Raw genomic sequence first — 21,425 nt, 5'->3', positions numbered from 1 at the left:
CATCTTCGTTATCTTGCAGGCCACAAGGCCGGGTTAAGGAATTTTTCATCAAGTTTTGGAATCTGTTTTTCAATCTCTGCCGCATCCTCGAGGACAGACTGGTTAAACAAGCTTAAATTCTCTTCAAGCTGTTCAATTGTTTCTACGCCCACCACGATACTGTCAATCCATTCCATTGAACGGACATAGGCATAGCAAAGGTCCTGCACGGATTTTCTATTGCAAGTCTGCACCAGAGATTTGAGCGTTTTTTTGAAAGAGTCCGCTTCTGTTGGATCCAGCACAGGCCATTGTGCCGCCGGAAGCAGGAACACGCCTTGCAACAGGCTACTGCGCGCCTGGATATGAATATCCTGCCGCCGCATGCGTGCGTCAGCGAATCCGCTTTCCCGCCACCGCCAGTCACAAATGTTAAAGGGGATCTGGATAAATTCTATTTCCGGCTCTGCAAGCGCTTCCAGCGCTTCCGCCGGGGACTGAACCGACGCACCGAGTTTCTTAATGAGATTTTCCCGCTTTAAGATACGTAGATGGTTCCAGATTTGCCCCGCATGCTGTGTGTAATGTTCCCATCTGTGCAGCATGACGCAGGGCAGTGTACTCAGGCCCAGACGGTAAGCGGATTTATAAAGGCTTGCTTCGACCGCATCCTTGATTGCTCGGGGCGTAGGAGAGCCCCCCAGATCATCCAAGGTGGCAAGTTTGGTGTGGATATTCAAATCCTGTTTTTGGGCAAGATTGAGACAAGTGCCAATCACCTGTTCCGATTCCCCATATGCCGCAGCGGTGTCAATAAAGTTGATTCCATGCGCGATGGCTGTCTCCAGTATCTTTTTTGCGTTCGCCATGGCAGGTTTTCCGGTCCGGTTGGCGATGCCGTAATCAAGCCCCAGTTGAACGGTTCCCAGAGCCAGACGGCTTTCCACCCGCAGCCCGGCTTTCTTGTAGGGCGTTTTAAAGGCCGGTGCATCAGGACTTCTCTTCAATCTTTCAACCAGCGTTTGCCATGAAACGCAGATCGGGTCTTCGTTTACATCTTCAAAAATTCCTGCAATGCGCAGATAATCTTCAAAGCTGTCAATCGTTGCACGCAGATGGGAAAGATCTTCTTTTAAGGGAGAAGAAAACAACGCGTAATCTCCCTTTTTTGTCAGGTAGGAGGTCACATGTTCCCGGTCTTCCGCGGGCAGGTCCATCTGGTGGATTTCGCGCAATTTGCCAAGACGAATAACTTCCGCACTGAGTCCGTAAGGCAGCCCGTCAAAGGGGGAAAAGCTTCGCGTATAATCCCCTCCGGATTTTTTGTGAAATGCAAGAATGTCATTCACGAAGGAAGAGTCTACAAGGGGATTGTCTCCGGTCAGGCGGATAATCAGGTCCTGGTCCTTCATGTCCGATGAGGCCTGAATAAAACGCCCCAGAACGTCGTTTAAGTCTCCGCGCAGACAGGGGGTGTCAAACTTTGATAAACACGCCGCCAACAAGTCATCCGATTTTTCCAAAGAGGTGGCAACGACCAATGGATGTTGCGCCGTTACGGCTCTTTTGGCACACAAGACAGCCAAAGGAATCCCCCCCACAGGCAAGAGCATTTTCCCCGGCAGGCGCGAGGAATTCAGGCGGGCCTGCAACACGATTCTTACGTCAGGCATGAGGATGTCCCGTCAGGATGGTTTCCAGTTGATGACAGATATAATCCTGCTGGTCGAACGTTAATCCCGGATAAAGCGGAAGGGTCAGGGCATGAGCATAATAACTTTCCGCCGCAGGGAAATCTCCTTCTTTAAAGCCCATGCGGCGGTAAAAAGGATGCAGGTGCACAGGAATGTAATGAACATTTACGCCAATATCCGCTTCGCGCAAAAGGTCAAAAACTTCTCTCCGGCTTCTTTCCGGTTGAAGCTTTATCACGTAAAGATGCCAGCTTGACTTACTGTCAGGGCAGGGGGTGGGAAGTTGAAGCGGAAGATCTGCCAGTTTTTTATTGTATCTTTGTGCCAGCACCCGCCGCTGTGTCACAAACTCTTCCAGCCTGTCCATCTGGCTGAGTCCCAGTGCGCATTGTATGTCTGTAATGCGGTAATTGTTTCCAAGGTCAATTTGTTCAAAATACCATGCGCCTTCGTCTTTTTTCTGCATAAGCTCCGGTTCCCGTGTGATCCCGTGTGTACGCAGATATATGAGCTTTTGATAAACATGTTCGTCATTGGTTGTGATAATTCCACCTTCTCCGGTTGTAATGATTTTCACCGGATGAAAACTGAAGACGGCAGCTTTTGAGTAGACGCAAGATCCCACTTTCTTTTCTTTATAAGCCGCGCCAACGCAATGCGCGGCATCTTCGACAATATCAAAACCGTATTCTTCGGAGAGAGTGTACATAGTCTCAAGATCGCAGGACCGGCCGGAAAAATGGACAGGCGCAACAATGTCAGGGAGCGTGTTTTCTTTTTTCGCCTTTTCCAGTTTTGCCTTCAATGCTTGCGGGGACATGTTGTATGTATGAGGATTGATATCGACAAAATCGATGTCCGCGCCGCAATACAGCGCTGCATTGGCTGTTGAAACAAACGTGTTGGGGCTCGTCCAGAGGCGCTGGCCTTTCCGAAGGCCGCAAGACTGATACGCCAGATGAAGCCCTGTGGTGCAGTTGCTGACGGCTACGGCATATTTTGCCCCGCAATAATCTGCCATCCGGCGTTCAAACTTTTCAATGACGGGGCCTTGCGTCAAAAAATCGGATTTAAGAACGTCAACAACGGCTTTAATATCATGTTCGGATATATCCTGTCTGCCGTAGGGGATCATTGAATAGCCTTGTTTAAGTCTCTGCTTTCTTCAACGCTCAAATAATGTGTGTTATCCAGAGAATTATATTCGAATCCGTCCGGGACAAGGATGCCTTTTCCCCCCTGAGGATTTGAAAAATAGTCGATCTCTTCATTAAAATTAATCGTTGGTGCAATAACAAAATAGTCGTCGAACTCTATGGTTCGGAAACAATCGTCTTTCGGGCACATGACCTCATGCAGTTTTTCGCCGGGGCGGATTCCTATTATTTTATGGGGCAGGTCCGGTGCGAGGGATAAGGCCAGATCCGTCATTTTAAGGGACGGGATTTTCGGCACGAATATTTCTCCCCCCTGCATGCGCTGAAAAGCGTTGATGACAAATAAAACACCCTGATCAAGCGTGATCCAAAATCGCGTCATTCGTTCATCTGTAATGGGGAGTTCTTTTGCGCCCTGTGCAATCAGTTTCCTAAAAAACGGCAAAATTGAGCCTCTGGACCCAACGACATTGCCGTAACGCACCACACTGAACATGCACTTTTTGGCTCCTTTGATATTATTTGCGGCAACAAAAATCTTGTCGGAAGCAAGTTTGGTTGCGCCGTACAAATTGATCGGATTGGCGGCCTTGTCCGTCGAAAGGGCCACCGTTTTTTTCACGCCGCAAGCCGTTGCTGCCCGAATAACATTTTCTGCGCCGTTTATATTCGTTTTCACACATTCCATGGGGTTGTATTCCGCCGTCGGAACGATTTTCAACGCAGCGGCGTGCACGACATAATCCACACCATCCATAGCCATAAGCAGACGGTCCAGATCGCGGACATCTCCAATAAAATATCGCATGCAGGGGGCATTGAACTCATGCGACATTTCAAACTGTTTCTGTTCGTCCCTGGAAAAAACGATAAGGCGTCTTGGCTTATAATGATCCAGAATGTACCGGATAAAGTTTTTTCCGAAAGACCCTGTCCCGCCTGTGACTAAAATTGACTGGTTCTCAAACATGCTTTTTTGTTTACTTTCCTGATGCCGGAGTGCTTTTGCAGAAAATATTTCTAAATCATCTGTAAAACTCTATCAACCGTCAATTTTTCCACGGATGCCAAGGCGTTAAATCCCGAAGCCTGATCGGGAACGTATTGCCTGTCACGGGATCATCTGGTACTTCTCAGTTCTATTTTGAAGGGAATGTCTTTTATGCAGAAAATCCTGGTTACAGGGGCCGCCGGATTTATCGGGTTCCATTTAAGCCGCCGTTTGTGCGCCGAAGGCAAAGAGGTCGTCGGCGTGGATAATCTGAATGATTATTACGATGTGACTTTAAAGGAAAACCGTTTGAAAGAGCTGGAACCCTTTGAAAATTTTCGTCTGGAAAAAGCGGATCTTGAAGACAAAGTATCCATCGACCGGATTTTTGAAGAATTTCAACCCGAAGCCGTTGTGAATCTGGCGGCTCAGGCGGGCGTGCGCTACTCCATTGAAAATCCCTACAGCTATATCAACAGCAATATTATGGGATTTATGAATATTCTGGAAGCGTGCCGTCATCATCCGGTGAAGCATCTCGTTTTTGCCTCTTCGTCTTCCGTGTACGGGGCCAATACGAAATTGCCCTTTTCAGTGCATGACAATGTGGATCATCCGATCAGCCTGTACGCCGCCACGAAAAAATCCAACGAACTCATGGCGCATACTTATGCGCATCTTTACGGGATTCCCTGTACGGGCCTGCGGTTTTTTACGGTGTATGGGCCGTGGGGGCGGCCGGATATGGCTTTGTTTAAGTTCACCAAGGCCCTTTATGAGGGCAAGCCCATTGATATTTACAACCACGGCCATATGCGCCGCGATTTTACGTATATAGACGATATTATCGAAGGGGTTGCGCGCCTGATCGACAAGCCGGCCGCGCCGCACGCCGGCTGGAACGGCGATCACCCCGACCCTCAAAACAGCAACGCACCCTACCGTTTGTACAATATCGGCAACAACAATCCGGTGGAACTGATGGAGATGATTAGAACGCTGGAGGAGGAGCTGGGCCTCAAGGCCGAATATAACATGATGCCTTTGCAGCCCGGCGATGTGCCGGAAACCTACGCCGATGTGCAGGCCCTGCAGGAAGCCGTCGGCTTTAAACCTGCAACCCCTCTGCGGAAGGGGCTGCAGGAATTTGTGAGCTGGTACAGGGCGTACTACAAACTCGGCAACGGCCCGGAAAGGGAAGAAGCGGCGAAACAAGGGTAGCCAGGGTTACTTTTTCGCGGTCTTTTTAGGGGCCGGTTTCTTCCTGGCCGCTTTTTTCTTCTTTGCCGGCGTTTTCTTTTTCGGTTTCGGCGCCGCGCTTTTTTCAGCGGATTTGGCGGCTTTTGCAGCGTCGCGTTCCTGTTTTTTGGCGATCAAATCCACGGCCCTGTTCATGCCGATAGACATCACGTCTTCGTCCTTGGGAATGGAGGCGAATTTGCCGTCGTGATTGACAAACGGGCCAAAGCGCCCGATTCCGGCCGTAATCATTTTGCCCGTTTCGGGATGCGGTCCGATCTCCCGCGGCAGGGACAAAAGCTCCAGCGCTTTTTCCAGCGTGACGTCTTCAATGGCAACGCCTGCGGGAAGCCCCTGGCGTTTTGGTTTTTTGGCAGGTTTTTTAGGCGCTTTCGGTTTTTTAGGCGCCTCTTTGCCTTTTTTCTCGGCGGCCTCAACGCGCTTGGCGTAACGCTCTTCATAAGCGTCGAGTTTTTCCTGATAGGCCGCTTTTTCCTCGGCGGTTTCTTCGGGCGCATCAATCTGGACATAAGGGCCGTAAGGACCTCTTCTTAAAGATACGGCCCGTCCCGTATCTGGGTCTTCACCCAATATTTTCGGGTTGTTTGCGAGTTCCGCGCCTTCGTTTTCATTTCCGTCCTTGCCCGGGACAACCAGGGGTTTGGTAAAGCGGCAATCGGGATAATTGGTGCAGCCGATAAAGGCGCCGAATTTCCCAAGCTTGAGGGACAGCCGCCCTTCCTTGCGCCCGGCTTCGGTGCAGGCGGGGCATATCCTGTCTTTTTCGCCGTTATGGAAGAAATGGGGGGCCAGTTCTGCATCCAGATGGTCAATGACTTCCGTGATGCGCAGTTCTTTTGTTTCATCTACGGCTTTCGAGAAATCAATCCAGAACTGGCGCAGTGTTTCCTGCCAGCCCACCTTGCCGGAGGCAATGGCGTCCAGCTCTTCTTCCAGATTGGCGGTGAAATCGTAATCGACATAGCGGGTGAAGAACCTCGCGAGAAAAGTGGTCACGATCCGTCCCCGGTCCTCCGGGACAAAGCGCTTGCGGTCCATCGTCACGTAGGAACGGTCCCGCAGGACCTGCAGGATCGAGGCATAGGTTGAAGGGCGGCCAATCCCGAGTTCTTCCATTTTCTTGACCAGCGAGGCTTCGGTGTAACGCGGCGGCGGCTGGGTGAAATGCTGCGCGGGGCGCACTTCCATGAGTTTGGAGGGCTCCCCTTGCGCAAGTTCGGGCAGGAATTTTTCCTGATCCGCGTCTTCTTCGTCTTCGGACTGTTCCTCGTGATACAGGGTCAAAAATCCGTCAAAAGAGATGACGGAGCCGTTGGCCCTTAAAACCACATCATCCGTTCCGTCCGAAATATCGACGCGGACCTGGTCCAAAACGGCGTTTTCCATCTGGGAGGCCATGGTGCGTTTCCAGATGAGGTCATAAAGCTTGCGCTGATCTTCTTCCGAAGGCGCGTCTTTCCCGCCCGGCAGCAGGCTTAAATCCGTCGGGCGGATGGCTTCGTGGGCTTCCTGAGCGTTTTTGGCCTTGGATTTATAAAGGCGCGGCGCTTCCGGAAGATATTTATCGCCGTAATCGCTTTTAATTTGCCCTCTTGCCTGCTGCACGGCTTCCTGAGACAGATCCGTTCCATCGGTCCGCATATAGGTAATCAGACCGGCTTCGTAGAGCCGCTGGGCAATCCGCATTGTGTTGGAAGCGGAAAAGCCGAGCTTGCGGGCAGCCTCGATTTGCAGGGAAGAGGTGATAAAAGGGGCCGGCGGGTTTCGCCGCACCTGTTTTTTCTCGACGCTCTGGATGGAAAGCTTCTTCTCCCGGATTCGCTTTTCGGCTTTTAGGGCCTCTTCTTCGGTGCCGATATCCATCTTGTCCAGCTTGTTGCCGGACAGGTGTGTCAGCCGCGCCGTAAAAGGCGCGCCGTCTTTATTGTGCAGCAGGGTTTCGATCGACCAGTATTCCTGCGCGTTGAATTTTTCGATTTCCGCTTCGCGTTCGCTGATCAGGCGCAGGGCGACCGACTGCACGCGCCCCGCTGAACGGGAGCCGGGGAGCTTGCGCCAAAGAATAGGGGAGAGGTTAAATCCCACAAGGTAATCCAGCGCCCGCCGGGCCAGATAGGAATCGATGAGCGCATGATCCAGCGTGCGGGCATGGTCAAACGCTTCCTTGACCGCCGTTTTGGTGATTTCGTTAAAGGTCACGCGGTAGACGTTCCGGCCTTTCAGCAGGCCCGCATCCTCCAGAATTTTTTTGACGTGCCACGCAATGGCTTCCCCTTCGCGGTCGGGGTCGGGGGCGAGATAGACCGCATCGGCTTTTTCGACGGCGCGTTTGATTTCATTCACGGTCTTGGCCGCCCGTTCGCCCAGTTCCCACTTCATGGCAAAATTTTCATCGGGCAGGACGGAGCCGTCTTTGTTCACCAGATCCCGCACATGTCCGTAAGAGGCCAGAACCTTGTAGCCGGGGCCGAGATAACCCTCGATTTTTTTGGCCTTGGCGGGCGATTCAACGATGACAATGTTTGGAGCGTCCAATCTGTTTCCCCTTAATGTATCAATACAATCCGGCCACCCGGAAGGCGCTCGATCCGCCCCGCCAGTTCCATTTCCAGCAAAGCGGTTTGCACCACAGGAATAGTCAAATGACAGCTTCGCACCAATTCGTCAACCGCTATGGGTGTTTGCGATAAATACTGCAGGAGAAGAGCCTGTACATTTTCAGGGGGCATTTCATGGTCCTCGACGGGGAGAATGTCTTCTTGTGGAATCCAGGAAAACTGCGGTTTTTCGCGCAGGGAAGCTCCTGTAAAATTCGACAGGTTTTGCAAAATATCCTGCGCGCTTTGGACCAAAGTGGCGCCGTCTTTAATAAGGCGGTTGGGGCCGGCGGCACGGGGATCGAAGGGGTGGCCGGGCACGGCGTAGACGTCACGTCCCTGTTCGGCCGCCATGCGCGCGGTAATTAAAGAGCCGGATTTCACGGTCGCTTCGACCACGACCACGCCTGCCGAAAGGCCGGAAACAATGCGGTTGCGGCGCGGAAAATGGCGGGCCAGCGGTTCCATCCCGAGCGGACTTTCCGCGATGACCAGACCTTGCTCACATATTTTTTTGTAAAGATCTGTATTTTCCCGGGGATAAATAATATCCAGTCCGCCTGCCACGATTGCGATCGTGCCCGTCTCCAGCGCGCCCTGATGGGTGGCGGTGTCGATTCCCCGGGCAAGGCCGGAAACAATTGTCTGCCCGGCCTGTCCCAGTTCGCGGCTAAGTTTTTCTGCAAATTTCCGTCCGTTCAGGGACGCGTTACGCGCGCCGACCATCGCCAGACATTTGCGCCGCATCAGCGTTTTGTCTCCAAGGAAGGAGATAACCGGCGGGGCGTCTTCACACGCGCCCAGAGGCAGCGGGTAATCCGCCTCGCAGGCACAGGTGAAATCGCCGCCGAGCTTTTGAAGGGCCTGGTATTCCTGTTCCATGACCTCTTTCGAGGGAGGGGTGAGCGCTTTGGCTTTTCCACCGCGCCGTGAAAGTTCCGGCAGGGCTTCAAGGGCTTTTCCTGCGCTGCCATAGCGCTGCATCAGGCGGTAAAAGGTAACGGGGCCGACATTGTCCGTGCGGATCAGGCGCAGCCAGTCAAGCTTTTCCGATAAGGAAAGAGGGGCTTCCAGAGGGGCCTGATATGGCGCGGCAAGGGTCATTTCTTTTTCCCTATCTTCGGTTCGTCCCCTTTGAAAAGGCGTTTGATATTGGCGCGGTGCTTCAAATAAACCAGCGCGGCGATGAGGGCGCACAGGCCGGAGAGATTGGCATCATCATACAAGATATGTGCAATCAAAGGGGTAAAGCCGATCGCTACGAGGGCGGACAAAGACGAAATGCGAAAGACCAGCGCGGTCAAAAGCCAGAGGCCGCAGGCACTCAGGCCGATATAAGGAGCCAGCGCAACCAGCGTGCCCAGCGCCGTGGCCACGCCTTTGCCGCCTTTGAATTTGAGCCAGACGGGGAAGAGATGTCCCAGTATGGCGCCGAATCCTGCGAGCATGGCCGCGTTAAAGTCGATAAAATAGAGCGTCATAAGGACCGCAATGGCGCCTTTGCCGCTATCCAGAAGGAGAGTTGCAAGGGCCAGGGGTTTGCTGCCCGTTCTTAAAACATTCGTCGCGCCGATATTGCCGGAGCCGATTTCCCGGATATCGCCATATCCGCCAAGGCGCGCCAGGACAAGGCCAAAAGGGATGGATCCCAGAAGATAGCCAAAGAGTGCTGAAAAAAAGAGTTCCATCACCTGTCATCCCGAGCGAAGTCGAGGGATCTTGAATATATCCGCCTGCAAAGATCCTTCGACTTCGGGCTGCGCCCTTCGCTCAGGATGACATGAAGATGTTGTGTTGTTTGGTTCATGACCGGTCTTTCAGCAGCAAATCCAGAACGGCCATGCGGGTGGGAACCCCGTTGCGGACTTGCTGTAAAATCAGGCTGCGATCCGGATCGTCGGCGACATCGCCTGCGATTTCGACTTCGCGGTTTATGGGGCCGGGGTGCATAACGAAAGCTTCGGGCTTCGCAAAGGCCAGCTTTTCGTAAGACAGGCCGTATTGCCGGAAGAAATCGGCATCCGATTTAATCAGGCCGGATTGCATGCGCTCCGTCTGGTTGCGCAGCATCATAACGATATCGCAGTCTTTGAGGCCGTCTTTCATGTTTTCGAAGGTTTCAATATCTTCGACGGGGAAGCTTTCCGGGATGAGCGCGGGCGGGGCGACAATACGGACACGGGCGCCCATTTTACGCAGGAGGATCATGTTGGAGGCCGCCACGCGGCTATGGGCGATGTCGCCGCAAATGGCGATGGTCAGCCCTTCTATTTTTCCCAGACGGCGGCGGATGGTGAGGGCGTCCAGCAGGGCCTGCGTCGGATGTTCGTGCCAGCTATCCCCTGCATTGATGACGGGGCAGGCCACTTTCGAAGCCACAAAGCCCGGCGCGCCGTATTCCTTGTGCCGGATAATAATGGCGTCCGGGCGCAGCATGGCCTCCAGCGTCTGGATGGTGTCCAGCAGGCTCTCGCCCTTATTGACGGAAGATGTTTGAATGTTCATGTTCACCACGTCCGCGCCCAGCCGCTTGGCGGCCATTTCAAAGGAGGTGCGGGTGCGCGTTGAATCTTCGAAAAACAGCGTGAGGACAATCCGGTCTTCGAGGATATGGGGTTTGAATTTGCGGTCGTCCAGACGGTCGGCGTAATAATCGGCCAGATCCAGAATGATTTCGATTTCCTTTTTGCCGAGATCTTTAATCCCGATGAGATGTTTGTGCCCGAAGGCGCCGCGGTCGACTTTTTGAAAAGGTTTTTGCATGAGCTTCATATAACCGCGCCGCAGCCGCGAGGGCAAGGCAAGATTTATATGACGCCCTGATTTTCCAGTCTTTCCATGTCCGCTTCTTTCATGTCCAGAATGTCTTTCAGAACCTCGTGTGTATGTTGTCCCAGCGTGGGCGGCGCCTGCCGGTAGGATACGGGGGTTTCGGAGAGTTTTAACGGGCTGCCGACCAGAGGAATGTCTTCGCCGGACAGGGGATGGTCCATGGCGATCTTCATGCCGCGGGCCTGAATTTGTTCCATGTCAAAGGCCTGACTTATGGTATTGACCGGCGCCACGGGGATGTCGACGTCCCGCAAGGCGTTGACCCAGTGTTCCGTCGGTTTTTTTGCAATGATATCCGCAATCATGGGGACGAGTTGCTCCCGGTTTTTCACGCGCGCGGCGTTGGTTGAAAAAAGCGGATCTTCCGCCCATGATTCCTGTCCCAGAAAGGCGCAGAATTTTTCAAACTGCCCGTTGTTTCCAATGGCGACGACGACATGTCCGTCCTGTGTCTTGAAGGACTGGTAGGGCACGATGGTCGCATGGGCGTTTCCCTGCCGCGGCGCGTTCTGGCCGCTGGTGAGATAATATTGCGCAATGTTCGTCATGCCCGCGAGCGTGACGTCCAGAAGCGACAAATCGACCCGCTGGCCCTTGCCTGTTGCGTTCCGGCTATGCAGGGCGGTTAAAATACCGATCGTGCCGTAAAGCCCTGTCATGACATCGCTGAGGGCCACGCCCGCTTTTACCGGCTCTCCCTCGGGCGTTCCCGTATTGGCCATCAGGCCGCCAAGGGCCTGCGCCAGAAAGTCGTAGCCCGGTTCCTGCGCCAGCGGGCCGTTTTGGCCGAAGCCGCTGATACTGCAATAGACAAGCGCCGGAAACTCTTTTTTAAGATCATCATAGCCCAGCCCGTATTTTTCAAGGCCGCCGACCTTGAAATTTTCGATCAGGACATCGCTTTTCGCCAGAAGCCGGCGAACAAGTTTCTGCCCTTCCGGTTTTGCGATGTCGATGGTTACAGAGCGTTTGTTGCGGTTGCAGGATAAATAATAAGCGCTTTCGCTTGTGTCCTCTCCGTCTTTCCCTGCCATAAAAGGCGGTCCCCATTTGCGCGTGTCATCGCCCTGGCCGGGGCGTTCGATTTTCAGGATGTCCGCCCCCAGATCCCCCAGGATTTGGGTGCAAACGGGCCCTGCCAGGACGCGGGAGAGATCGAGAACACGAAGTCCTTCAAGAGGCAAAGACATGGCTGAAATCCTTTATGAAATCCTGATATATCCAGATGCCGGTCAAGACAATGCCGATGGCAAAGCCGGGACCCGCGGGAATAGCCAGATTGTGAAAGTCGAGCGGGGTTTTGTCACGAAAATGGGTGTAGAAGCCGTATCCAAGGCCGTGTAGAAGCCCGGCAAAGGCGCCGAGCGTCAGGGAAATAAGAATGCCGTCTACGCCAAGCCATAAGCCGGCGGCGCCCATGAGCTTCACGTCTCCCAGACCGAAAGCGTCCATTTTGTAGTACGCGTTTGCCGCCATTCGCAGAAGATAGAGGCTTCCAAATCCAAGAGCGGCGCCTGTCACAATGTCCTGCGGCGAAAGATAGCGCGCGGCGGTGACGAAATGAAAAAGGAGTCCCAGCAGGGCGAAGGTGAGAACATATTTGTTCGGGAGCAGGCGGATTTTCAGGTCGATGACGGATAACACCGCCAGAAGACCCACAGCGCCGATCAGGCAAAGAAAAGCAATTCCATAGAGCATATTTATTCTCCCGACGGCGATAGTAACGTTCGATGTTTCCGAAAGCCAGATGTTAAGAGCGGATTTTAAGAATTGTATATTGAAGTGGTCATAAGAAATTTACAACAGAGATTGCCAAGTTATGGAGCTTGCTTTAACCTCAATTTGATTCTTCGTAAGAACTCCAAGATCAGGCGATTTTAATAAACATGGTTGAGACAGACAAAACCCCGGCAAATAAAATTCTGGTTGTAGAGGACAATGACTTTGTCCGGATGCAGATCGTCCGCTATTTGTCAGATGCCGGCTACGAGGTGGCTGAGGCTTCTCATGGAGATCAGGCAATAGACGTCATGAAAACGCAGCCGGTCGACATGGCGATTGTGGATGTCCGCATGGAACCTGTGGATGGTTTTGGTTTTATCAAGAGTATCCGTGGCATGGACATGGATACTCCCGTTATTCTGGTAACAGGGGACAATAACCCCGACCTCCTGGGGCAGGCGAGAACCTGGGGGGTTGGGTCCGTACTGATTAAACCTGTGCAGAAGGATAGATTGTTGAAAGCGGTAGAGCGTACAATCCAGATACATAACAGAAGAAGAGCGTAGATCAAATATGCGGATTTGTCGTACGAGCCATTGTTATTTGTTTTCTCTTTTGGGGGCTGTGCTTCTTCTATTGGGGTGCGCCGAGGTGAGCGTGCCGGATTCGCGCTCTGTCAAGGTTCCCTCTCCTGCGAGTGCGGACGAAAGAAAAAGCGCGGTCAATGAACGTTCCGACAGCGTGATGTACCTTCCTTTGGGCGACGATATTCTCATGCCGGAAATTCTCGCCGATGAATCCCTCCCCCGCGAGGTTGTGGGGCCTTTCGAATTGCGGTCAGAAACGCTGGCCGGGGCTTTGCAGCTCATTCTGGCCGATTACGACATTTCCCTTGCCTTTGAAACCGATGAAGGGCTGGACCGCCGGATTACGGTTGCGAATCTTCACGGGGAGCTTGACAGCGTTGTGCACCGTGTCTGTTCTTTGGCGGATCTTTATTGTTCCTACGAAAACGGGGTTCTTGTTGTAAAGGATACGGAAACCTTTACGGTGACTCTTCCACCCGTTGGCGCTTCCAGTGCCGGGGAGGGGGGCGGCGACCCTACGGCGTTTTTGAGCAATGTGGCGGCCGGGCTTTCCGCGGTTCTTGGTGGCAGTGCAGCGCCTATCATAGATACGACGACAAGGACCATCATCTATCAGGCGACGCAGCGAAAGGCCGTTATAGCTTCCCGGTATTTCCAGCGGTTGCGGGCGAATACGGCCATGATCGTCTATGAAGCGTATATATGGGAAGTCAATCTGGGGGCCGGGAATACGGTTGGCATTGACTGGTCCATGCTCGATAAATTCGGGAAGTTCAATGTTAGTCTTGCGGCCGACGGGAATGTGTCGGCCAATTTCACGAACCCGATCAGTATCGGCCTGCCGACGACACAGGCGATCGGGGCGACGCCTTCGGATATGGTGCAGTTTCTTTCCACGTTCGGGGCTGTTAAATCCATTTCCCAACCGCAAATCTCCGTTCTTTCCGGCTCTTCCGCCGAGCTTCGTGTGGCAAACACGGAAAATTACGTTTCCAAAATTGCGACGACGCTGGATGGCGGCGGCGGGGCGACAACCTCTGTCGATACCGATTCCGTTGATTCAGGGTTTACGCTGAATATCGGAAGTACATGGGACCGTTCCACGGTCTATGCCGACGTGTCCGTCAAGCTGACGGATGTGATCCAGATCGATAATTTCGTCTTTTCCGACGGCGGTGTCGGCGGGACGAGTACGTCTATCCAGTTGCCTCAAACGACGGAGCGCGAACTCAATACCCAGATACGGATTCGTCCGGGAGATTCTGTTTTGATTGCGGGACTCGTTCAGGAGAGGGATAATTTTTCCAAAGAAGGCCCCGGTTTCATGGAGCCGATCCTTCCTCAAAGCCGGACAGCGGAGACGGATAATCTGGAACTTGTTATCTTACTGCGGCCGCGCGTTGTCGTGTATACGCCCAAAGATGAGAATGCTGCGGATACCGTGGCGATGTCGCACAATTCCTCTGCAGTGCCTGCGGCCGCGCTCAAATCATCCGCTCTTTCTGATAAAGCCGTTGAGCCTGAGGTTGCTCATCCCGCGCCCGCCGTTGTGAAATCACAGCCCGTGCAGGCCCCTGCCCCTGCCCCTGTTTCTGCCAAAGCAGAGGAACCTGAGCCTGCCGTTCTTCCGGAAAAAGAAGTTAAGAGGGAGGCTGTGCGTCCTCCTGAGCCTGTTATTGCCGAGCCTGTTGTTTCCGCGCCCGTTATCGCGGAGCCTCCGCCACCCCTTCCTCCCGCGCCTGTTTCCGCTGAAGTGGAGGCGCCGGAGCCTGCGGCGCTTCCTGTGAAAGAACCTGCGCAAAACGCAGGAGCAGCGACCAGTCTTTCCTCTTCTTATGCGCCCGTTTTGGAATCGGCTTCACCCAAGGTGTCCGAAGAGTCTAAATCTCCTTATGTGCCTTTTTCGGGAGGGCGCTATAAGCCGGGATTTAAATCAAAATATCAGGGGCAGAAAGAAACCCGTCCCGTGACAGATGCTCCGGTTTCTGCTGCGCGGCCTGCTTCCTCTCCTGTTGAAGAGACTCCTGTCGAAGAGGCTCCTCCTTCCGTTGAAATTTTTGAGCTTCCCTCTTCTTCTGTCGAGATTTTCGAAATTGAAGAGAAGGACGCGGCGTCTTTGGAGGGGGGTGCGTATAGCACATATGGTGCGGAAACAGGTTATTAAAACAGGTTGATGTGTTTTTTTTTGTTATGTCTTTAGGGAGTGTTGACAACCGTTATAATCCATCTTCACGTTCTTCTGTTTCGTGGTAGACTGTCGTTGAAGTTTAAAAGAGGCCCTCCATTGTCTTATTTCCGTTTTGTTATTTCTGTTTTTATTGTGCTTTGTTTTCTTCAAGGTACACATGTTCGCGCTCAGGATGCTTTTGGTGATCCGGGCGCGCGCACCTCTTCCGGGGGTACGGGGGATCTGATGCCTGTAAACGACAAGGTTGACGCCGGCATCGTTTCGCTGGGAGCTTCTGCGCAGGTTGTTGTTTTGTTCCGGAATGATGACGCAAAACCTCTGACGGCCGGCGATATCAGCCTTTATCCTTCTTCGAATGTTTCGGCGCGTGTGAGCGAGAACCAGTGTTCTCTGACGCCTCTCGATCCGGGCGCTGTTTGCGCTGTCGCCTTGACTGTGAAGGCGCTGCAGGTTGGCAAATACAGGATCGAGATGCTTGTGCGCCATGACGGCCGTTCGAAGCTCCTGACGGCAACAGTGGCCGGGATTGTCGAGAGTTCGGATGATACCACGGTTTTGACAAGCGATATCGATATTGTTCCCGGTGAGATCGATTTTGGGGATCTGACGGCCAGCCGTCCTTTGGTACGGTCTGTTATTCTGCGGAATACAACGTCAAACATGATTAACATCAAAGATATATCGATTCAGGCCGGCGCCCAGTCGGGACTGTCTCTGGATGCGGATTGTCCGTCGCTGGAGACGGGACAGGCCTGTATTGCGACGGTGACATGGACGCCTATCCAAAAAGGGCCGGCAACCGGTGTTCTGGTTGTAGAACATAGCGGCCCGACGAGTATATCAAGTGCGGCCATAAAAGGGGAATATACGCCGGATACGGCAAAAGAGGCGGATGTTTTCCCGGATGTCGTGCCGGGATTTGGGCTTCTGACGTCTTCTCTCAGCGAGGTGGATTTCGGAACCGGCGTGGAAACGGTTTCCGCCATAACCGTTTCTCTGGTCAATGTGGGGGATGCGCCTTTAACCATTCGTGACATTCGCCTGTCTAACAACAAGACGGGGGTCGAGGTTTTAAAGGGCGGTTGCGGCATAGGGACGAAACTTGATCCTATTGAAGCCTGCCCTTTGACGCTGTCCTGGGAGCCTGTTCGTGAAGGGGATATTCTTGATGATATCCAGATCCGGCACAACGGTGTGCGCGGAATTCTCGTTCTTCCTGTCCGTGGAACGGCAAAGCGGGCTGTAAACAAGGATAGCAAGGCAATCGTTCTGGATTCTCTGGGATCCTTTCTGGGCAATGTTCCCCCTGTTTATTCCAGCACATTGGGCGCCGGGGAAGAGTCTGACGGTAAAGGTGGTTCCGCGCCGAAGAAAGTCGAGGTCAGGGGTGTTCTGGACGGGTATACCATTACATCGCAGGGTCCGCGGCGGGCGATTATATCCGGACCAGGGGGCAGCAGGGTCGTTTTTGACGGGGAGAAAACCATTATTGGCGGCGTTGTATGGAAAATTGGAATCAGGCCGGACTCTGTCCAGTTTATAAATGGAGATCAGCAGGTTCTCTTGCTTTTTGATAAATCTTTATCTTCTGTTAACCGTGTTAGTGGACAATCAAGTGCAGAGAGCGATTCTGAGAGTAGTAGCTCTGAAAGCAGCGGTGAAACAGAAAATTGATTGACGATTTATGGATGATCTGGAAATTTCTGAAGAAAAACAAAAGGATGCCCCTTCCGGACGGGAGCTTGTTGACGAGCGTTCAGGGGCGGACCGCCGGCGCCTAGACGTCCCGCCTCCAGGGGGTGTGGATCGCCGGCAATGGCAGGACCGCCGGAAATTGCGTGCCAGTGAAGGCCGCGAACGCTATATGGATATGGTACAGCGTGAAAGGGCCATGTTTCTGGAACATGGTGTCGCGCGTTCTACGGACCAGCTTTTGGATATGGCGGGGGCGGTGTCCGCTTCCGGGCTTGAAGAAGAAAGCAGCATTAAGGACCGGGCAACGGGGGATCAGTTGCGCAGCGTTTTGCCTGTGCAGGCCTGGCTTCCTTTAAGTATCCATTTGATAGGTCTGAAAGACGGCGTTCTTACGATTGCGCCTCTTAACGAGCTCAACGAACGCCAGGTTGAGGTTCTCATTTCAACGGCAACACGAAGCGGATTCCGTGTCAGCAAGGTTGAAACGGAGATGTGGGACCGGGCGGAGCTTTTGGATACGCTCCGTTCTGTTCATGATTTGTCGGCCGACAGATGCGAAAAGACTCTCTCTCTGTGGCTTGCCGATGTTGATAACGGGCTTCTTTTGAACCAGTTTCAAAGAGATATGCTGGCGGAGGCCCTGCAGTTGCGGGCTTCTGATATTCACCTTGTTCAGGACAACAATCCCGATGCGCCCAACTGGATTCGCTACCGGATTGACGGCGATTTAATTCCCATGCATCTGTTGCCCGCGGATGCGATGGCACGTATCACGACATTGCTCAAGCGGGATGCGGGCCTGAACTTCGGGGATCGTGTGACGCCGAAAGACGGACGTTTCGGCTTTACGTGGCAGGGGCGCGGTATTGACGTCCGGGTGGCTGCCGGGCCGCAGGCGCAGGATGGTGAAAAAATTACGATGCGTCTTCTGGACCGGGCGGCACTGAAGGGCTTTGATGAGCTTTTCCGTCGTCACCCGGATGTGGGGGATTATATGGCATCTCTTTTGTCGCCGGAAATTAAAGGAGGCGGTGGACTTATTCTGCTCTCCGGTCCTACCGGGTCCGGTAAGACGACAACGCTTTATGCCTGTGTGCAGCAGATAGACCGACGCCGGAAGCATGTTTTGAGCATTGAGGACCCTATTGAATATGAACTGCGTTATGCAACGCAATGGCAAGTCCGGTCGGGGATGCCCGGCGGGGGGTTTGCGGATCTTATCCGCGCGGCGATGCGGCACGATCCCGATTATATCATCATTGGGGAGATGCGGGATGCGGATACGGTCGAGACGTCTTTACGGGCGGCGGAATCGGGACACACTGTGATTTCAACCGTCCATGCCGACACAGCGCTTCAGACTTTTGAGCGCTTGCGCTCTTTGATGCCGGCGGAGCGGGAACGTTCTTCCACTTACACCCTTTCCCAGCAGGTTCGCGCGATTTTGAACCAGCGTCTGGTGCGGACCCTCTGTCAGGGATGTGCGCATCATCATACGGTCGGAGACGTCCTGAAAGAGCATGAAATAGCAGAATTCGGAATCTCGGCGGATGAAAAAGTCCGGACGCACAACACGGCAGGATGCGATTTATGTAACCGGACGGGTATTTCGGGACGAACGCTTTTGCTCGATGCAATTATGATTACATTGGGGCCTGGGCACCGCGATTCAATCTATCAGGCGCTTATAGGTAATGTGAACGATCTTGTTCATGAGGACGGGGTGCAGGTTCATACCCGCCGGGATGGTTTGATTGATCTGGTAACAAGCGGGCTTGTGGATCCGAGATCCGCCCTTTCTTATCTGGAAGAATAGGGATTCTTATAGGGTTTTTAACATGCAGCAATGGAGCGCTGAAATTGCTTACGATACGCCCTACGGCGCCAAGAAAAAGACGGAGACCTTTTATCTGCCGACCCAGGAAGACGTGCGTGAAGCCGTTATTAAAAACGGCGGCTATGTTCTTTCAATCCGGCCACATGAGCGCTCTCCTCTGGAGCGGATTCTGGCGCGGTCGACATGGTGGCAGGTTCAGCTTTTGCGCGGCATACAATTCAGAGCGACGGCCACGTCTCCCGGCGTGGCGTTTTGGAAGCTGATCGAGTCGGAAACAAACCCTATGCGCCAGAATATCCTGGCGCCGGCCCGGGAAGCTCTCTCAAGGGGGCTTGGTGTTATTGACGCGCTAAAGGCGCTGCGGATTTTCGATGCAGGAACGCTGGCTATTCTTGCGGGGAGCGAAAAGGCCAACCAACTGGCCGAGGGGATTCCGCACGCCATTCACTCCATTACCCAAAAAAGGAAAAACGCACGCGCTGTTATGGGAACGATGGGCTGGCTGGCTTTTGACGTTGTCTCGATCGTTCAGTCTTTGTATTGGGGAAAGGATATGGTTCTCAAGTGGTTTCATGACAATCCGCCTACGGAACCTGAAGCGCTTGCGAAGTTTAATACGGTGGTCGGGAATCTTGCTTTGCTGTGGGATGTTCTGATTTATTCCGCTTTTGCCATAGGGGCGTTTATGGCCTGGGCCGTTATTTCCCATATTTTAAACAAGGGGAAAAAGGATTGGCCAACGGCCAGAATTATCCGGAAAATTCCCCTGATAGGCGCGTATTTGAGGGATTTGGGTTTTGCCGATTCCATGACGGCGTTTGCGCGGATGCTTGAGGGGCGCGTCCAGATCAATATTGCGCTGGAACAGGCCTCGGAAGCGACGACAACGCCGGAAGTCGCCCGGTATTGGGACGAAACAAACGAAGATCTTGAAAGAGGTGTCATGCTCGGGGCGGCTTTGGACAGGGCCCCTTTGACGCATGGGGAGCGGATGGAACTCGCAACCTTGTCTGACCTTAGCCAAGTTGCTACCATCATGACGTCTATTGCGCAGATGAGAGCGGCAGCAGCCAAAACAAAACATTCGCTGATTATCTGGCTGGCTTTCGCGCTTACCGGGGTGTATCTTGTTATTGCGTTTGGGAGTGCTATCTATGCCCTCACCGTTATGAATATGAGCATGGATAGTATGATGGGTGGATTAATGGAAGGAGCAATGTAGGTGGCTATTTCTTCTAAGGACGGACCGCGGGGCCGCACCGGGAGGTCTGCTTCTGAAAAACAGGAGACTTCCGGTGTTACCAGACTGACGCCCGGTCTGGCTGATAAGCTTGCCGGCGAAACGGCCGATTTCAAGAGAGAGCTTGTGCCTTATTTGCCTCAGGAACTTATCGGGGGATCCGTTCCTTATGTCGCAGGGACGGAAGAGGAAGCTATATGGAATGCGGCATCGCAGGCTTGCGGTACGGAAAAGGTGCATTTCACATATAGTGTAGAAGGCGGGCGATGCTGGTACCTCGCCTGTGTGTCGTCCTCTCTGGCTTCGGCGCCGGATAGCTGGTGCCCTCTTGCCGCAGCCCTTCCCGGAAACAGCGAATTTTGGGACAAGGAAACCGTTTATATTTACGAACAGGAAGGAACGGCCTCTGCGCTGCGGTGGGATCCTGACACGGGCAGGATGCAGATTTTTGTCGGGGCCGCGAGGACGCTTCTGCCCCGCATACAAACGATGGATGCGAATTTTGTGACGATTAACGCAGAGGTTGCGGATGTTGTGCCGTGGAAAAACCGGATGCTCAGAACGGAAAAGCTTTCGAGGGCGGCGGCAAGGATGCTGCTGGTCGTTGGTATTTCGGTCAATCTGGTTATTTTTTCCGCTCTGGTTTTTCAGTTTGTTTTAAGCAATACTGTCAAACGCGATCTTGTCAAAGTGAAGTTGAATACGGATCGCGCGGCGCAGCAACTCACATTACAGGCCTATAACGCCCTGCAAAGCGACACGATTAAACATATGGTCCGTATTCAAGAGCTTTTGGATGAACTCAGGACTTTGGGGGGCACACTGGTCAAATATGATGTGAAGGACAAACAGGTTGTCTGGGAGGCTGTCGTGCCCCAGGCCTATACAAGAAACGTTGGCGGCGTAAAAACAGATGTTATTCCGCCGCTGGAAAAAGACGGAAGGGCGCGTGTTCGCGGGTATAAGTAGATAAAATTTTATATGAATTGTCGGCGTTTATTAAGCTAGATTTAGGTATATATTGTTATAATTTTAGATATTGCGGTTTATTTAGGCAGGATTCTGTTTTGGATTTTAAGTCATTTGATTTTAATGCGGCTTTACGGAAGATAACGGATCCCAAATCGACAGGGGATCTGAACCTCTTTCTTGAAAAATTGCCTCAAAATGCGGGGCAGACCGTTTTGATCGCGGCAGGGATCGCCTGGGCGATGGCCGGGGCTTTGGGGCTGTTTACGGCCATCGAGACATCACAGATGACGGAAATGCGCGAAAAACTTAAGGAAATGGAAGCGCTAAAACCCCATGTTCCCAAAATTAAAGACGTGCCGATTTCCAAAGAGGAAGTTCAAAAATTCGTTGCAGAGATAAAGGATGTGTACAAGGGGCTGGATATTCGGGCTAACGGGTCCGTCATATTGATTACGGCCACGAATACGGCCCAGTTTGCGGAGTTTCGGGAAGCTGTCGGGCATGTCCAAAACGGAGGATCCGGCTGGCGGGTGAGTGTTGATAAATTATGTGTTGGGAGGGAATGCGACAGGCAGCATAAACTGGGTGCCTCTTTGAAAATTAATAAAGTTTCTGTGGAAAAACCGGACTGATCGTTCGTTTTTCGGGAAAAGATGGTTAGACTTCTTTTATCA

17 protein-coding genes are annotated in these 21,425 nt (G+C 52.9%); 8 read left to right on the top strand and 9 right to left on the bottom strand.

Annotated elements, in window-relative coordinates:
- Positions 1–8: 8 nt before the first annotated feature.
- Genes H6853_00195 through pseB form a run of 3 tightly spaced genes read right to left on the bottom strand, consistent with a single transcriptional unit; the run spans position 9 to position 3,800 of the window.
- On the bottom strand, positions 9–1,652 hold the full coding sequence (locus H6853_00195) for an aldo/keto reductase (protein ID USO03747.1): 1,644 nt from the start codon (positions 1,650–1,652) through the stop codon (positions 9–11).
- Positions 1,645–2,808, bottom strand: coding sequence for a UDP-4-amino-4,6-dideoxy-N-acetyl-beta-L-altrosamine transaminase (gene pseC / locus H6853_00190; protein USO03746.1), 1,164 nt, complete (start codon positions 2,806–2,808; stop codon positions 1,645–1,647). The genes H6853_00195 and pseC overlap by 8 nt, the downstream gene beginning before the upstream one ends.
- Positions 2,805–3,800 carry a UDP-N-acetylglucosamine 4,6-dehydratase (inverting) gene (pseB, locus tag H6853_00185; GenBank protein ID USO03745.1) on the bottom strand — a complete coding sequence of 332 codons (996 nt, stop codon included), beginning with the start codon at positions 3,798–3,800 and terminating at the stop codon, positions 2,805–2,807. The genes pseC and pseB overlap by 4 nt, the downstream gene beginning before the upstream one ends.
- Positions 3,801–3,992: 192 nt before the next feature.
- Between pseB and H6853_00180 the strand changes: the two genes are divergently transcribed.
- Entirely contained in the window at positions 3,993–5,042 is a 1,050-nt protein-coding gene (locus H6853_00180) for an NAD-dependent epimerase (protein ID USO03744.1), read from the top strand.
- Positions 5,043–5,048: 6 nt separating this feature from the next.
- Here the strand turns inward: H6853_00180 and topA are convergent, their stop codons facing one another.
- The 6 genes from topA to H6853_00150 form a co-directional block, all read right to left on the bottom strand.
- Positions 5,049–7,616, bottom strand: coding sequence for a type I DNA topoisomerase (gene topA / locus H6853_00175; GenBank protein ID USO03743.1), 2,568 nt, complete (start codon positions 7,614–7,616; stop codon positions 5,049–5,051).
- Positions 7,617–7,627: 11 nt separating this feature from the next.
- Positions 7,628–8,782, bottom strand: a complete 1,155-nt coding sequence (gene dprA / locus H6853_00170) for a DNA-protecting protein DprA (protein USO03742.1) — start codon at positions 8,780–8,782, stop codon at positions 7,628–7,630.
- Positions 8,779–9,366, bottom strand: a complete 588-nt coding sequence (gene plsY, locus H6853_00165; GenBank protein ID USO03741.1) for a glycerol-3-phosphate 1-O-acyltransferase PlsY — start codon at positions 9,364–9,366, stop codon at positions 8,779–8,781. The genes dprA and plsY overlap by 4 nt, the downstream gene beginning before the upstream one ends.
- A 115-nt stretch (positions 9,367–9,481) precedes the next feature.
- The gene (locus tag H6853_00160; GenBank protein USO03740.1) at positions 9,482–10,441 is read right to left on the bottom strand and encodes an aspartate carbamoyltransferase catalytic subunit; all 960 of its coding nucleotides are present in this window, start codon (positions 10,439–10,441) and stop codon (positions 9,482–9,484) included.
- A gap of 44 nt (positions 10,442–10,485) precedes the next feature.
- Positions 10,486–11,700 carry a CoA transferase gene (locus H6853_00155; GenBank protein ID USO03739.1) on the bottom strand — a complete coding sequence of 405 codons (1,215 nt, stop codon included), beginning with the start codon at positions 11,698–11,700 and terminating at the stop codon, positions 10,486–10,488.
- The gene (locus H6853_00150) at positions 11,684–12,208 is read right to left on the bottom strand and encodes a prepilin peptidase (GenBank protein USO03738.1); all 525 of its coding nucleotides are present in this window, start codon (positions 12,206–12,208) and stop codon (positions 11,684–11,686) included. The genes H6853_00155 and H6853_00150 overlap by 17 nt, the downstream gene beginning before the upstream one ends.
- Positions 12,209–12,396: 188 nt before the next feature.
- On the opposite strand from H6853_00150, the gene H6853_00145 reads away from it, so the two are divergent.
- The 7 genes from H6853_00145 (at position 12,397) to H6853_00115 (ending at position 21,383) form a co-directional block, all read left to right on the top strand.
- On the top strand, positions 12,397–12,798 hold the full coding sequence (locus H6853_00145; protein USO03737.1) for a response regulator: 402 nt from the start codon (positions 12,397–12,399) through the stop codon (positions 12,796–12,798).
- Positions 12,799–12,805: 7 nt separating this feature from the next.
- On the top strand, positions 12,806–14,983 hold the full coding sequence (locus H6853_00140; GenBank protein ID USO03736.1) for a type II and III secretion system family protein: 2,178 nt from the start codon (positions 12,806–12,808) through the stop codon (positions 14,981–14,983).
- Positions 14,984–15,232: 249 nt separating this feature from the next.
- A complete protein-coding gene (locus H6853_00135; GenBank protein USO03735.1) occupies positions 15,233–16,681 on the top strand; it encodes a choice-of-anchor D domain-containing protein in 1,449 nt (482 codons plus the stop codon).
- A 10-nt stretch (positions 16,682–16,691) separates the two neighbouring features.
- On the top strand, positions 16,692–18,518 hold the full coding sequence (gene tadA, locus H6853_00130; GenBank protein USO03734.1) for a Flp pilus assembly complex ATPase component TadA: 1,827 nt from the start codon (positions 16,692–16,694) through the stop codon (positions 18,516–18,518).
- Between the two features lie 22 nt (positions 18,519–18,540).
- Positions 18,541–19,761 carry a type II secretion system protein gene (locus tag H6853_00125; protein USO03733.1) on the top strand — a complete coding sequence of 407 codons (1,221 nt, stop codon included), beginning with the start codon at positions 18,541–18,543 and terminating at the stop codon, positions 19,759–19,761.
- Positions 19,762–20,748 carry a hypothetical protein gene (locus tag H6853_00120; GenBank protein ID USO03732.1) on the top strand — a complete coding sequence of 329 codons (987 nt, stop codon included), beginning with the start codon at positions 19,762–19,764 and terminating at the stop codon, positions 20,746–20,748.
- Between the two features lie 98 nt (positions 20,749–20,846).
- Positions 20,847–21,383, top strand: coding sequence for a hypothetical protein (locus H6853_00115; protein ID USO03731.1), 537 nt, complete (start codon positions 20,847–20,849; stop codon positions 21,381–21,383).
- Positions 21,384–21,425 lie beyond the last annotated feature (42 nt).

This window comes from Rhodospirillales bacterium (genome assembly GCA_023898765.1).
Taxonomy (GTDB): Bacteria; Pseudomonadota; Alphaproteobacteria; order Micavibrionales; family Micavibrionaceae.
Note: the sequence above shows the minus strand (reverse complement) of the source record. Positions and strands in the feature narration are given on the sequence as shown.